Genomic DNA, 12,850 nt, shown 5'->3' with positions numbered 1-12,850 from the left:
GATGGCAACATTGGCCGACGCGCCCGTGAACAAATTCCCCAAGATCACCGAGGAGGGGCTGGACGACCTGCGCAAGCGCATCGGCGTCAAGATCGAGAATACGGTCGAACCGTGGAATTACGAAGCCACGCGCGACGCGATCCGCCACTATGCGCACGGTATCGGCGACGATAATCCGCTGTGGTGCGACCCGGCCTATGCCGAAAAGACCAAGCATGGTTCGCTGGTTGCGCTGCCGAGCTTCCTGTTCACCACCAGCCGTATCATCTCGGGCTATTGCGGTGGCCTGTCGGGCGTCCATGCGATGTGGGCGGGCGCCGACTGGACCTGGCACAAGCCGGTGCTGCGCAACGACACGATCCGCACCGAGGCCTATTTGAAGGATCTGGTCGAGCATCAGACCAAGTTTGCCGGCCGCAGCTTCCAGCAGATCTACCATGTCGATTTCTTCAACCAGTCGGGCGACAAGGTCGCCGAAGGCGATAGCTGGGTGTTCCGTACCGATCGCGACGAAGCGCGTGAACGCGGCACCAAATACACCGAAGCCCGTGGCCGGGTGGAGCCCTTCACCGACGAACAGCTCGCCGAAATGTACAAGCTGTACGAGAAGGAAGAAATTCGCGGCGCCACGCCCCGTTATTGGGAGGATGTGCAGGTCGGCGACGAGCTGCCGCGCATGATGAAGGGGCCGATGACCGTCACCGGCTTCATCTGCTACGCGCAGGGCTGGGGCGGCCTCTATATCCGCGCCAACAAGCTGGCGTGGAAGATGCAGCAGAAGCATCCCGGCACCGGCATCAAGAACCGCTTCAACGTGCCCGACTGCCCGGAACGCGTCCATTGGGACGAGGCGTTCGCGCTCGAAGTCGGCGCGCCGGGCGCCTATGACTATGGTCCGGAACGCTGCAGCTGGCTGACCCATCAGGTCACCAACTGGATCGGCGACGACGGCTTCCTGCACAAGAGCAAGTGCCAGATCCGCCGCCACAATCCCGATGGCGACGTGATCTTCATCGACGGCAGCGTGATCCGCAAGTTCGAGGAGAACGGCAAGAAATATGTCGAGATCCAGCAGCGCGCGGAAACCCATCGCGGCGAAGTCTCGGCCTTCGGCACCTCGATTGCCGAACTGCCCAGCCGCCCGGCCTGATCCGGGCGCGGCGGGCCGTTCCTTCCCCCTGGGGAGGATTTGGGATGGGACGGCCCACCGAAAGATGCATGATGGACAGCCACGACAAGAGTATATGGGCAGGGCCGCTGGCCGGGGTGCGGGTGCTGGATTTCACCCGCGTCCTGGCCGGCCCCTCGGCTGCATTGGCGCTCGCCGATCTGGGCGCGGAGGTGATCAAGGTGGAGCCGCCGGGCAGCGGGGATGATACCCGCAGCTTCCCGCCGCTGCGCGAAGGCGAGAGCCATTATTTCCTCAGCGTCAATCGCGGCAAGAAGAGCATCGTGCTCGACCTCAAGGCCCCCGAGGGGCTGGCGATCGCCCGCGATCTGGCGGCGAAGTCCGACATCGTCATCGAAAATTACCGGCCCGGCGTGATGGACCGGCTGGGCCTTGGCTATGAGGCGCTGTCGGCGCTCAACCCCGGCCTCATCTATTGCGCCATTTCCGGCTTCGGCATGACCGGGCCACTCAAGGATCGTCCGTCCTTCGACGTCGTCTTGCAGGCCATGTCCGGCGCGCTCAGCGTCAATGGCGAGCCGGGCGGGCTGCCGACCAAGCTCGGCATTCCGCTGGGCGATCTGGTCGGCGGCATCAACGGGCCGATCGCTATCCTCGCCGCCCTGCATGAGCGCCATGCCACCGGACGCGGCCGGCTGATCGACATCAGCCTGATGGACGGGATGATTGGCCTGCTCGGCTATCTGGCGCAACTCAGCTTCTTCACCGGGCAGGATCCGGTGCCGCAGGGATCGCAGCACCCCAATCTCGTCCCTTATGGCGTCTTCCCGGCCAGCGACGGGTCGATCGTGATCGCCTGTCTCACCAATCATTTCTGGGGCAAGATCTGCGCCGCGCTGGGCCTGGAGGCGCTGGCCGACGATCCGCGATACGACATGCTGGACAAGAGGCGCGAGCGGCGGGCGGAGGTGAACGCCCTGCTGTCGGCGGTGACCCAGACCCACACCGTGGCTGACCTCGCCGATCTGTTCGCCGCGCATCAGGTGCCCCATGCGCCGATCCTGACCATCAGCGAGGCGCTGGCCCAGCCGCAGACGCTTGCCCGCAACATGGTGGTGGAGACCGAGCACAGGACGCTGGGCATGATCCCGATCGTCAACCGTCCCTTCCGCTTCCCCGGCGCCGAGCAGCCTGTGCCGAGCGCCCCGCCGGTGCTGGGCGAGCATAGCGATGCGGTGCTGGCAGACCTTCTGGGGATGGATGCGCAGACCATCGCCCGGTTGCGCGGCGCGGGCATCGTCGCCTGAGCGATCAATTGCCCGCCCGCTTGGGGGGAGGGGGCACGCACCGCTAAGCTCCCCGCCAACCATCATCCGGGAGAGAGACTATCATGCTGCGATTTGACGACCGCGTCGCCCTGATCACCGGCGCCGGGCGTGGCCTCGGCCGGGCCTATGCACTGCTGCTGGCGGCGCGCGGCGCGAAGGTGGTGGTCAATGATCCCGGCGTCAGCATGCAGGGCGAAGGGACCGATGCCGGCCCGGCCCAGTCCGTGGTGGACGAAATCCGCGCCGCCGGCGGCCAGGCGATCGCCTCGACCGACAGCGTCGCCACCCCCGAAGGCGGACAGGCGATGATCGACCTCGCCCGCGACCATTTCGGTAGCATCGACATCCTTATCCACAATGCCGGCATCGTCCGGCGCGGCGGTCTGGCGGAACTCAGCTATGCCGATTTCGAGACGGTGCTCGACGTTCATCTGCGCGGCGCCTTCCATGTCGTGCGCGCCGCCTTCCCGCATATGTGTGCGGCGACTTATGGCCGCATCGTCCTCACCGGATCGATCAACGGCCTTTATGGCAATGCCGGCGTGGTCAATTACAGCGTGGCCAAGGCGGGGATGATCGGCCTGTCCAACGTCGCCGCGATAGAGGGCGCGGCCCATGGGGTGAAGAGCAACATCATCCTGCCCGGCGCCGTCACCCGCATGGCCGAGGGTCTCGACACCAGCGCCTATCCGCCGATGGATCCGGAGCTGGTCGCACCCGCCGTCGGCTATCTCGCGCATCAGGATTGCGCCGTCAGCGGTGAGATGCTGATCGCCATGGCTGGCCGCGTCGCGCGGGCCTACACGATGGAAACGGTCGGCGTGTTCCAGCCCGACTGGACGATCGAGCAGATTGCCGATCGGCTGGAGGGGATACGCGACACGCAGGACGCGCTGCTGTTTCCACCAGTCCCCACCGGCCATCTTGACCATCTGCGCTACAGTTTCGCAATGGCCAGTCAGGGCGCCAAGCAGGGCTGATTGCTCAGCCCTGTTTCGCCGCCATCATCGCCTGGATCAGCGGCTTGATCTGGGCTTCCACCGGCGCCGGGTTGAAATGCTCGGCGACCGAGGCGATCCGGCCGTCGCGGATGCGCAGCAGGAAAACATAGCGATTGGCGAAGGGCTCGCCATTCACCAGCGTGCCGGCCGACCGCACCTCGGCCGCGACCCGGTCCTCTTCCGTCGTCAATGAATCGACGGTGAAGCTCAGCCCGTCCTGGAACAGCGACCCCAGCATCGCCACGCCGCGCTGATAGGATGCGCGCGGTGCATCGACGCCCGACGTCGTCGTCCAGGCGGTCATGTCGTCGGTCAGCAATTCGTCCGGCAGTGCCGCCGCCGACAGGGCGGCGAAGAAGCGGCGGGCGAGGTGGTGATGTGCCTGCGTCATCGGATCAGGCCTTCACGGGGATCGAGAAGCGGTCGGTATAGGCCTTGAAATGGGCGTGGATCTGCGCCCGATCGAGGCCATAATCGGCCAGGTCATAGCTGTGCTTGCCATGCTTGCCCTGCGGATTGGCGGCCAGCATCGCGGTCATGCCGGCTTCCGCTTCCGCCGTGAACGGTTCGTCGAAGCGAGCATAGAGCTTGCGCATCTCGCCGATCGGGTCGCGTAGCTGGTCGTCATACTGGATGTCGTGGATCGCATCCTGGCCATGCTTTTCGCGATAGGCCAGCATCCGCTCGATCATCAGGTCGAAGGTGCGCAGTTGCGAGCGGCCGACCTCGACAGGGTCGACATCGGCGCTGAACATCTTGCGCACCTGATAGACGAGGCTGCAGGCAGAGCCGACGACGTCGGCCGGATCGCGATGGGTCATGACCAGCTGGGCATCGGGATAGACGGTGGTGAGGTCGTCCAGGAACAGCGGATGCCAGGGATTCTTCAGTGTCCAGCGGCCGCCATTTTCTGCCTGCAGCAATTGCAGCAGCCGCTTGTGATAGCGGAAGGCGGGCAGGTAGCTCGTGGCGAACAGCCATTTCTGATAGCTCGGCACATGCAGAACCGAGTCATAATATTGGGCGCAGAAGGACGGCGCCATGGCGAACTGGCACTCGGTCGGGCTGTCGGCATCCTCATGATGGATGGCCGAAATATGCGGCGCATATTTGAGCGACATGTCCAGCCGCGCCTGTTCCGCGACATAGCGCGGGTCGCTGCTGAGCGTGCCGGCCGCAGCGGGCGGCGCCGAATTGAATGCTTCCCAGCGCAGGAAGGACCGGCGAGCCGGATCTGCGTTCAGCAGGTTGATCGTCAAGGTTGTGCCGGTGCGCGGCAGGCCGAAGACGAACATCGGTTTCTCGACCGGCGCGTCGAGCAATTCGGGATGGCGGGCGAGCCAGTCCTCGACCTGCAAGCGGTTGGCGAGCGTCGCGGTCAGTTGCTGCGCCCAACGGCCTTGCGCGGCTTCGGTGAGGTTGGCCTCGCGATTGATCGCATCGACGAGCACGTCCAGCCCTTCCAATATGGCGTCGTCGCCCAGGTCGGAAAGGCCGGTCTGTTCGCGCGCGGCGGCGACCAGGGCGTCGGCGTCGAGGCCGATGGTGTCGGTGGTCATGATCCTCTTCCCTTCCGTTTTTCAGGCGGCCTGCGCCGCGATCTCGGCCAATGCCCCCAGCACGCTGTCGGCATGCTCATGTCGACAGATGAGGAGGTCAGGCATATATGTGTCTTCTTGGTTGTAGATGAGCGGCGATCCGTCGATGCGGGAGGCGTGGAGGCCGTGGGCGAGTGCGACGGCGGCGGGCGCGCAGCTGTCCCATTCATATTGGCCGCCGGCATGGAGATAGATGTCGGCCTGTCCCAGGATCACCGCCATGGCCTTGGCGCCAGCGGAGCCCATGGGCACCAGTTCGGCGCCGAGTGCTTCGGCGACCGCGACCGCCTGGGGGGCGGGGCGGGTGCGGGAGACGACCATGCGGAGCTTTTCGGGCGCGGGCGGGATGGCGCGCGGCTGGTCGGTGCGCAGGACGATGCCATCCTCATGCCCCGGCAGCGCAACCGCACCGATGGTCGGCACGCCGTCGATGGCGAGGCCGACATGGACGGCCCAGTCGGCGCGCGCCTCGCCATATTCGCGGGTGCCGTCGACCGGATCGACGATCCACACGCGGCTGTGGGTAAGTCTGGCCCCATCACAGGCCATCTCCTCGGAGAGCAGCCCATCTTGTGCCCGCTGCTCCCGCAGCGCATGGACGAGGAACTGGTTGGCGGTCTGGTCGCCGGCCTTGCCGAGCGCCTTGGCGCTGAACAGGCCCGAGGCGCGGACCTCCAGCAGCAGGCGGCCGGCGGTTTCGGCGAGATGGGCGGCCAGGTCCGCGTCGGTCATGGCTGCGTTGCTCATTTGAGCGGCATGATCTTGCGGATGATATGCTCGGCGGCCTCTTCCGGCGTCATCTCGACGGTGTTGACCCGTATCTCGGGGCTGGTGGGCGCCTCATAGGGACTGTCGATGCCGGTGAAGTTCTTGAGGGCACCCGAGCGGGCCTTCTTGTAGAGGCCCTTGACGTCGCGCGCCTCGGCGACCTCCAGCGGCGTGTCGACGAAGATCTCGATGAACTCGCCGTCGGGCAGCATCTCGCGCACCATCTCGCGCTCGGCGCGGAAGGGGGAGATGAAGGCGGTCAGCACGATCAGCCCCGCATCCGCCATCAGCTTGGCGACCTCGCCGACGCGGCGGATATTCTCGATCCGGTCGGCCTCGGTAAAGCCCAGATCCTTGTTGAGGCCATGGCGGATATTGTCGCCATCCAAGAGGAAGGTGTGGCGGTTCATCAGCGCGAGCCGCTTTTCCACCTCATTGGCGATGGTCGACTTGCCCGAGCCCGAGAGGCCGGTGAACCAGAGGATGCGGGGAAGCTGGTTCTTGAGCTGAGCATGGGCCTCGCGGCCGATGTCGGTCGCCTGCCAATGGACATTCTGGGCGCGGCGCAGCGAGAAGTGGAGCATGCCCGCCGCCACGGTGCGGTTGCTGATCTTGTCGATCAGAATGAAGCCGCCCAAGGTCCGGTTATCGGCATAGGGCTCGAACGTGATCGGCTTGTCGGTCGCCAGTTCGGCAACGCCAATGGCATTCAAGTCCAGCGTCTTGGCGGCCAGATGCTCCATCGTGTTGACGTTGACGACATATTTGGGCGCCTGGACGGTGGCCGAGACGCTCTGCGTGCCGATCTTGAGCCAATAGGGCCGGCCCGGCAGCATCGCCTCGTCATCCATCCACACGATGGTCGCCTCGAACTGGCTGGAGACCTCGGGCGGATTGTCGGCCACGGCGATGACGTCGCCGCGCGAACAGTCGATCTCGTCGGCAAAGCAGAGCGTGACCGACTGGCCGGCGATCGCTTCGTCGAGATCGCCATCGAGCGTCACGATACGCGAGATGGCCGATGTCTTGCCCGAGGGCAGCACGCGCACGGCGTCACCCGGCTTGACCGATCCGCTGGCGATCAGGCCGGCAAAGCCGCGAAAGTCGAGGTTCGGGCGATTGACCCACTGGACCGGCATGCGGAACGGCTTGGCCGCCGCAGTGGTGGCATCGACCTCGACGCTTTCGAGATGGGCCATGAGCGTTGGCCCCTGATACCAGGGGGTGTTGTCGGACCGGGCGGTGATATTGTCGCCCTTGAAGCCGGAAATGGGGATGGGGGTGAAGGCGCTGATGCCGATCGAGTGGGCGAACTCGGCATAATCCTTGACGATGCCGTCGAACACGGCCTGGTCATAGCCGACCAGGTCCATCTTGTTGACGGCCAGCACGATGTTGCGGATGCCGATCAGGTGGGCGAGGTAGGAGTGGCGCCGCGTCTGGGTCAATATGCCCTTGCGCGCGTCGATCAGGATGACGGCCAGGTCGGCGGTGGAGGCGCCGGTGACCATGTTGCGGGTATATTGTTCATGGCCGGGCGTATCGGCGACGATGAACTTGCGCTTCTCGGTGGCGAAGAAGCGATAGGCGACGTCGATGGTGATGCCCTGTTCGCGCTCGGCGGCGAGCCCATCGACCAGCAGGGCGAAGTCGATCTCCTGCCCCTGCGTGCCGACGCGCTTGCTATCGGCCTGCAGCGCTTCGAGCTGATCCTCGAAGATCATCTTCGAATCATAGAGCAGCCGCCCGATCAGGGTGGACTTGCCGTCATCGACCGAGCCGCAGGTGATGAAGCGCAGCATGGTCTTGTGCTGATGGACGTCGAGATAGGCGTCGATGTCCTGCGCGATGAGGGCATCGGTCTGGTAGACGGGGTCCTGTGTGATCACGTCGGACATCAGAAGTAACCCTCCTGCTTCTTCTTCTCCATGCCGGCGCCGCCGGCATCCTTGTCGATGGCGCGACCCTGGCGCTCGGATGTGGTGGTGAGCAGCATCTCCTGGATCACCTCCGACAGGGTGCTGGCCTCGCTCTCGACCGCGCCGGTGAGCGGATAGCAGCCCAGCGTGCGGAAGCGGATCGATCGCTCGACCGGCACTTCGCCGGGCGCGAGCGGGAAGCGGTCATCATCGACCATCAGCAGCATGCCATCGCGCTCGACGGTGGGGCGGGGGGCGGCGAAATAGAGCGGCACGATCTCGATGCCCTCAAGCTGGATATATTGCCAGATGTCGAGCTCGGTCCAGTTGGAGATGGGAAAGACGCGGATGCTCTCGCCCTTGGCCTTGCGGGCATTATAGAGGTTCCAGAGTTCCGGCCGCTGGTTCTTGGGGTCCCAGCCGTGCGAGGCGGTGCGGAAGGAGAAGATGCGCTCCTTGGCGCGGCTCTTCTCCTCGTCGCGGCGTGCGCCGCCAAAGGCTGCGTCGAAGCCGAACTTGTCGAGCGCCTGCTTCAACCCTTCCGTCTTCCACATGTCGGTATGGAGCGCGCCATGGTCGAACGGGTTGATGCCGCGGGCCTGCGCCTCGGGATTATGATGGACCAGCAGTTCCATGCCCGCGTCGCGCGCGGCCTTGTCGCGCAGGTCGTACATCGCCCGGAACTTCCAGGTGGTGTCGACATGCAGCAGCGGGAAGGGCGGCGGCGAGGGATAGAAGGCCTTCTTCGCCAGATGCAGCATCACCGCCGAATCCTTGCCCACCGAATACAGCATCACAGGCCGATCCGCCTCCGACACAACCTCCCGCAATATATGTATGCTCTCCGCCTCAAGGCGCTGAAGATGGGTGAGATTACGTGCCATGATCTTGGTTCCTGAAGAGAGTCAGGCGGCCGGGAGCCGCTTTTCGGCGTCGGCGATTTCCGCCTTCAGCCACATGGTTTCGGACAGGTTGGTGCCGCCGCTGCGGGCGAGCAATTGTTCGAGGGCGGCCTTCTTGACGGTCAGCGCCGCCTCATGGTCGGGCGCGACGCCCAGCGCGATGTCGAGCAGGTGTAGGGCTTCGAGCGGGCGCCCAGCGGCGGCATGGACATGGGCGCGGGCGGCGAGTGCCCCGGCGCCGCCGGCCAGTTCGACCAGGTCGGGATAGACGGTCGGGCGCGGCACGCCGTAAAGGGCGGTGGTGCCATCCTCATAATGGAACCAGCCGGCATTTTCCTCCCAGATGGCGCGGACGACCCAGCTGGTCTTGCCATGGAATTCGCCGATGCGGATATCCTCGGGCAGGACGATCTCGCGCATCAGATCCTGCACAGGACGACCGGCATTCATGCCGGCGATCGTCTCGCGCTCGATATAGGTGACGGCGGCGTGCATCCGGTCGAGATCGGCGCGGATCGTTGCCGCGCCGCGGATCGGATCGCCATGGCCGGTGATCACCAGTTCGGGCGCCAGCGACCGGACATGCTCCAGCGACTGAAGATAGGCGCGCACCAGCCGGGGGCGGTCGCCGCGCATCGTCACCAGATTGGGCATGGAGCACCACACCGGGCCGAACAGATTGCCGGTGACAATGATCTTTTCCTCGGGCATCCAGACGAACACCGAGCAGAGCGTCTCGCCGCCCGGCGTCTTCACCACCTCGAACTTGCGGCCGCCCTGTTCAAAGGCATGGACGGTCTCGACCATGCGGTCGGGGACGATGCGGGGCGGCTTGGGCGGTGGGCCGTCGCGCCGGGTCATCGACGCCCAGAGCTTGCCCGATCGGATGCCGAGGAACGGGCCGAGCCGGTCGAAATAGTCTTCGGTGTCAACGAAATTGACACCCGTGATCACCTCCGTACCCGGCTCCTGCTGGTCGGGCAGGGCGCCATAATGGTCGGGATGCGCCTGGGTGACGATGATGCGTTTCAGCGCGCCGGTGCGGTGCGGGGCGAACAGCCCCTTGTTGCGCGCGCCATTGCCCAGGAAGCCGGTATTGACCAGCAGGTCGCCATCGGCCGTCGTCACCAGATAGGCGTTGGAAATATCTTTCACCATGAAGATGCTCTCGGTGATCGCCTCTGCGTCGGTCTGACCCTGTCCGGCCATGACGAGGGCACCCAAAGGCGTCTGCGGTTTCTCGGCGGTCGATGGCGTGCTCATGCGTCGGCTCCCTCGAACTCGATCATGACCTTGGCGGATTGCGGACGGGCGGCGATTTCCAGCCCCTCGATCACCTGCGCGAAGGGCAATTTATGGCTGATCAGCGCCGCGATCTTGTCCTTCAGGCGCGGCATGGCGGCGATCACGTCGGGCATTTCGGTCGGATAGCCGACCGCCGTGGTGATCGTCATTTCGGTCGTCAGCATCGGGCCGGCGGGCAGCTCGATCGGCTTCATATAGGCGGCGGTGATGACGTGGCGGGCATGGGTCTTGGCCATGGCGATCACGTCGGAGAGGATGGAGGGCGCGCCGGCCGCGTCGATATAGGCGTCGGTCTGCGCCTTTTCGCGGCCGAACACGGTGGTGGTGCCATGGATCGCCTTGATCCGGGCGATCACATCTTCCTTCGCCGGATTGATGGTGTGGGCGCCGAGCGCGCGGGCGCGCTCCAGCCGTTCCTCGGCCAGGTCGAGCGCGATCACATCCTGGCAGCCCCGGTCGATCGCCCAGAGCACCATGCCAAGGCCGATCGGGCCGCAACCGAAGATGACGACCTTGTCGCCCGCCCTGGCCTGCGCCCGGTTGACGCCATGCATCGCCACCGACAGCGGTTCGCACATGGCGGCGACATCATAGGATATGCCGTCCGGGATCGGCAGCAGGCTGTCGCCCAGCCGCGCGTCGCGGACGAGCAATTCCTCGGTAAAGGCGCCCTCCGGTCCGCCGCTGCCGATGAAGCTGGGGGTCATCATCGGGTTGATGATGACGCTCTGGCCGACGCTGACGCCCGTGACCTCGTCACCCACGATCATGATCTCGCCCGCGCCCTCATGGCCGAGCGCGGTCAGCTTGCCGGGGCCGGGAATGCCGCCATTCTTGATATAGCTGAGGTCGCTGCCGCAAATGCCGCAGGCCTTCATCTTCACGACGACGTCTTTCGGGCCGGGCTCGGGCCGCTGATAGGCGTCGAGCCGGACATCGTTCACATCATGGATGTTGAGCAGGTGCATCGGGGCGCTCCGTCGATCGGCTCAGAAGGCGTAGGGCGGATAGACGAGACTGCCGCCGTCGATGACGATCGTGTCGCCGCTATGATAGCGCGACGCGTCGGAGGCGAGATAGGCGCCGATGCCTTCGAAATCTTCGATCGCGCCGGGGCGATGGATCGGCGTCTTGGCCGAGAAATGGGCGTCGACGGCGGCCATGCGGGCCTTCATCTCCTCGCTCATCTCGCTGTCCCCGCCGATGCCGGTCTTGATATAGCCGGGCGCGATGCTGTTGGCGCGGATCTCGTACTTGCCCAGTTCAGCCGCCATGCCGCGCACGGCTGCGCCCATGCCGCCCTTGGACGCGGCATAATTGTTGATCCCGGCAATGCCATGGAACATCGACAGGCTGCCGCAATAGACCAGGCTGCCGCCCGGCTCGCCGGCCTCGGCGCGGGCGACCATCGCCTTGGCCCCTTCGCGCAGGGTGAAGAAGGCGCCGTGCAGGTTGACCGCCAGCAGATCATGCCATTCCGCCGAATCCAGCGTCAGCACCGAGCGCGAGCGCGAGGCGCGGCCCGAATTGGCGAAGACGCAGTCGATGCGGCCGAAATCGGCGAGCAATTTGGCATAGCCATCGACGATCGCCTCTTCCGACGCGACATCGACCTGATAGGTTTCGACCCGGCCGGCGCCAGCTTCGCGCAGGGCGGCGGCGGCGGCTTCGTTCTTGTCCGCATTGCGCGCCCAGATGGCGATGTCGCCGCCCATCTTGGCGACGCCCATGGCGAAGCCCAGGCCAATGCCGCCATTGCCGCCGGTGACCAGCGTGACCTTGCCCGTGCAGTCGAAAAGACCCTTAGCCATCCATCTCTCTCCATAGGGTGCCGCATCGTTGGCGGCTTGCCTGATGGCCCAAGGATGGGGGCGACTCCGGCGCCGACGCAATTGACCAGACTATCGAGAATGAGCCATAGTGCAGCGATAGGGCCAAACATGGCCAGAGAGCGGGGGAGCGATGGCGGAATCCTATGCCAGGTCGGTTTTCGAGGCCGAGATTGCGGTGCCGCAGGCGCAGGCGCGGATCATGCGGCTCGACCTGGCGGGGCCGACCGACCGCATTTTCCGGCGCGAGCGCCATTATTGGCTCGACATGTGCCTGACCCCCCGGCCCGAGCGGGTGCGCGGCTGCTATGCCGAGCATTGGGGGCCGCATCGCTATGAGCGGCTGGGCGAGATTTTCCTGGTGCCGCCGGGGCAGGCCTTGCGGTTGCGGACCGAAGGGCAGGGCAGCCAGTCTTCGGTCGTGTGCGAGATCAAGGCGGAGGCGATCGACCGCTGGCTCGACGGGCCGATCGAATGGACCGACAGTCGGCTCGCCGCCTGTCTCGACATCGCCCATCCGCATATGCGCGCCTGCCTGTTCCGCCTGGCGGAGGAGGTGAACCGGCCGGGGCCGGGCAGCATCGTGTTGACCGAGCTGATCGCCGGGCAATTGGCGATCGAGGTGGCGCGCTACTGCCAGGCGATCGCCGAGGGACCGGCGACCGGGGGGCTTGCCACCTGGCGGCTGCGGCGGATCGACGAGCGGCTGCAACTGGGCGGCGCGGCACCCTCGCTGGAGGAGCTGGCGACCCTGTGCAACCTGTCGGTGCGGCAGCTGACGCGCGGCTTTCGTGCCAGCCGGGGCTGTTCGATCGGCGACTATATCGTCCAGTGCCGGATCGATGTCGCCAAACGCTATCTGGGGTCGAGCGAGAGCATCAAGGAGATCGCCTTCGCGCTTGGATTCGCTTCGCCCTCCAGCTTCGCCTTCGCCTTTCGCCGCGCCACCGGGGCGACGCCGCGCCAGTTTCGCCAGCATCTGACATCGCGCCCGCGATAGCGGCTGGCCGCGCGCTTCTGATATGGCCCGATGTCGATAGTCCGTCCCGTTCACCTGATCGGGCAGCATTG

At 65.5% G+C, this 12,850-nt stretch carries 12 protein-coding genes; 4 read left to right on the top strand and 8 right to left on the bottom strand.

The window, feature by feature from the left end; genetic code table 11:
* Nucleotide 1: 1 nt before the first annotated feature.
* The 3 genes from VHN57_RS19485 (at nt 2) to VHN57_RS19475 (ending at nt 3,437) form a co-directional block, all read left to right on the top strand.
* Nucleotides 2-1,150, top strand: a complete 1,149-nt coding sequence (locus VHN57_RS19485) for an FAS1-like dehydratase domain-containing protein (protein WP_004209068.1) — start codon at nt 2-4, stop codon at nt 1,148-1,150.
* Between the two features lie 68 nt (nt 1,151-1,218).
* On the top strand, nt 1,219-2,436 hold the full coding sequence (locus tag VHN57_RS19480) for a CaiB/BaiF CoA transferase family protein (RefSeq protein WP_278986880.1): 1,218 nt from the start codon (nt 1,219-1,221) through the stop codon (nt 2,434-2,436).
* An 83-nt stretch (nt 2,437-2,519) separates the two neighbouring features.
* Nucleotides 2,520-3,437, top strand: a complete 918-nt coding sequence (locus tag VHN57_RS19475) for an SDR family NAD(P)-dependent oxidoreductase (RefSeq protein WP_278986881.1) — start codon at nt 2,520-2,522, stop codon at nt 3,435-3,437.
* Nucleotides 3,438-3,441: 4 nt separating this feature from the next.
* Here VHN57_RS19475 and VHN57_RS19470 read toward each other — a convergent pair whose 3' ends face one another.
* Genes VHN57_RS19470 through VHN57_RS19435 form a run of 8 tightly spaced genes read right to left on the bottom strand, consistent with a single transcriptional unit; the run spans nt 3,442 to nt 11,761 of the window.
* Entirely contained in the window at nt 3,442-3,849 is a 408-nt protein-coding gene (locus VHN57_RS19470; RefSeq protein ID WP_278986883.1) for a nuclear transport factor 2 family protein, read from the bottom strand.
* Nucleotides 3,850-3,853: 4 nt separating this feature from the next.
* Nucleotides 3,854-5,017, bottom strand: coding sequence for a sulfotransferase family protein (locus tag VHN57_RS19465; protein WP_423284958.1), 1,164 nt, complete (start codon nt 5,015-5,017; stop codon nt 3,854-3,856).
* Nucleotides 5,018-5,038: 21 nt separating this feature from the next.
* Nucleotides 5,039-5,788 (bottom strand): 3'(2'),5'-bisphosphate nucleotidase CysQ, encoded by a 750-nt coding sequence (locus tag VHN57_RS19460; protein ID WP_423284956.1) that lies wholly within the window; start codon nt 5,786-5,788, stop codon nt 5,039-5,041.
* An 11-nt stretch (nt 5,789-5,799) separates the two neighbouring features.
* Nucleotides 5,800-7,722, bottom strand: a complete 1,923-nt coding sequence (cysN, locus tag VHN57_RS19455) for a sulfate adenylyltransferase subunit CysN (RefSeq protein WP_423284954.1) — start codon at nt 7,720-7,722, stop codon at nt 5,800-5,802.
* Nucleotides 7,722-8,627 carry a sulfate adenylyltransferase subunit CysD gene (gene cysD / locus VHN57_RS19450; protein WP_423284952.1) on the bottom strand — a complete coding sequence of 302 codons (906 nt, stop codon included), beginning with the start codon at nt 8,625-8,627 and terminating at the stop codon, nt 7,722-7,724. The genes cysN and cysD overlap by 1 nt, the downstream gene beginning before the upstream one ends.
* A 21-nt stretch (nt 8,628-8,648) precedes the next feature.
* On the bottom strand, nt 8,649-9,908 hold the full coding sequence (locus VHN57_RS19445) for an alkyl sulfatase dimerization domain-containing protein (protein ID WP_278986139.1): 1,260 nt from the start codon (nt 9,906-9,908) through the stop codon (nt 8,649-8,651).
* Nucleotides 9,905-10,918 carry a zinc-dependent alcohol dehydrogenase gene (locus VHN57_RS19440; RefSeq protein ID WP_069338588.1) on the bottom strand — a complete coding sequence of 338 codons (1,014 nt, stop codon included), beginning with the start codon at nt 10,916-10,918 and terminating at the stop codon, nt 9,905-9,907. The genes VHN57_RS19445 and VHN57_RS19440 overlap by 4 nt, the downstream gene beginning before the upstream one ends.
* A 21-nt stretch (nt 10,919-10,939) precedes the next feature.
* On the bottom strand, nt 10,940-11,761 hold the full coding sequence (locus VHN57_RS19435; protein WP_278986141.1) for an SDR family oxidoreductase: 822 nt from the start codon (nt 11,759-11,761) through the stop codon (nt 10,940-10,942).
* A gap of 151 nt (nt 11,762-11,912) precedes the next feature.
* On the opposite strand from VHN57_RS19435, the gene VHN57_RS19430 reads away from it, so the two are divergent.
* Nucleotides 11,913-12,779, top strand: a complete 867-nt coding sequence (locus VHN57_RS19430) for a helix-turn-helix domain-containing protein (protein ID WP_037512917.1) — start codon at nt 11,913-11,915, stop codon at nt 12,777-12,779.
* The last annotated feature ends 71 nt before the right edge of the window (nt 12,780-12,850 follow it).

The organism is Sphingobium salicis subsp. salicis (assembly GCF_049472635.1).
GTDB classification, from domain to species: Bacteria; Pseudomonadota; Alphaproteobacteria; order Sphingomonadales; family Sphingomonadaceae; genus Sphingobium; species Sphingobium yanoikuyae_A.
This window is presented reverse-complemented; position numbering and strand designations above follow the sequence as displayed.

Bases quoted from the DNA above. Each gene is read 5' to 3' on its own strand.
- VHN57_RS19465 (WP_423284958.1), bottom strand. From the start codon at position 5,017: ATGACCACCGACACCATCGGCCTCGACGCCGACGCCCTGGTCGCCGCC.
- VHN57_RS19475 (WP_278986881.1), top strand. From the start codon at position 2,520: ATGCTGCGATTTGACGACCGCGTCGCCCTGATCACCGGCGCCGGGCGT.
- VHN57_RS19460 (WP_423284956.1), bottom strand. From the start codon at position 5,788: ATGACCGACGCGGACCTGGCCGCCCATCTCGCCGAAACCGCCGGCCGC.
- VHN57_RS19440 (WP_069338588.1), bottom strand. From the start codon at position 10,918: ATGCACCTGCTCAACATCCATGATGTGAACGATGTCCGGCTCGACGCC.
- VHN57_RS19485 (WP_004209068.1), top strand. From the start codon at position 2: ATGGCAACATTGGCCGACGCGCCCGTGAACAAATTCCCCAAGATCACC.
- VHN57_RS19470 (WP_278986883.1), bottom strand. From the start codon at position 3,849: ATGACGCAGGCACATCACCACCTCGCCCGCCGCTTCTTCGCCGCCCTG.
- VHN57_RS19430 (WP_037512917.1), top strand. From the start codon at position 11,913: ATGGCGGAATCCTATGCCAGGTCGGTTTTCGAGGCCGAGATTGCGGTG.
- cysN (WP_423284954.1), bottom strand. From the start codon at position 7,722: ATGTCCGACGTGATCACACAGGACCCCGTCTACCAGACCGATGCCCTC.
- VHN57_RS19435 (WP_278986141.1), bottom strand. From the start codon at position 11,761: ATGGCTAAGGGTCTTTTCGACTGCACGGGCAAGGTCACGCTGGTCACC.
- VHN57_RS19445 (WP_278986139.1), bottom strand. From the start codon at position 9,908: ATGAGCACGCCATCGACCGCCGAGAAACCGCAGACGCCTTTGGGTGCC.
- VHN57_RS19480 (WP_278986880.1), top strand. From the start codon at position 1,219: ATGATGGACAGCCACGACAAGAGTATATGGGCAGGGCCGCTGGCCGGG.
- cysD (WP_423284952.1), bottom strand. From the start codon at position 8,627: ATGGCACGTAATCTCACCCATCTTCAGCGCCTTGAGGCGGAGAGCATA.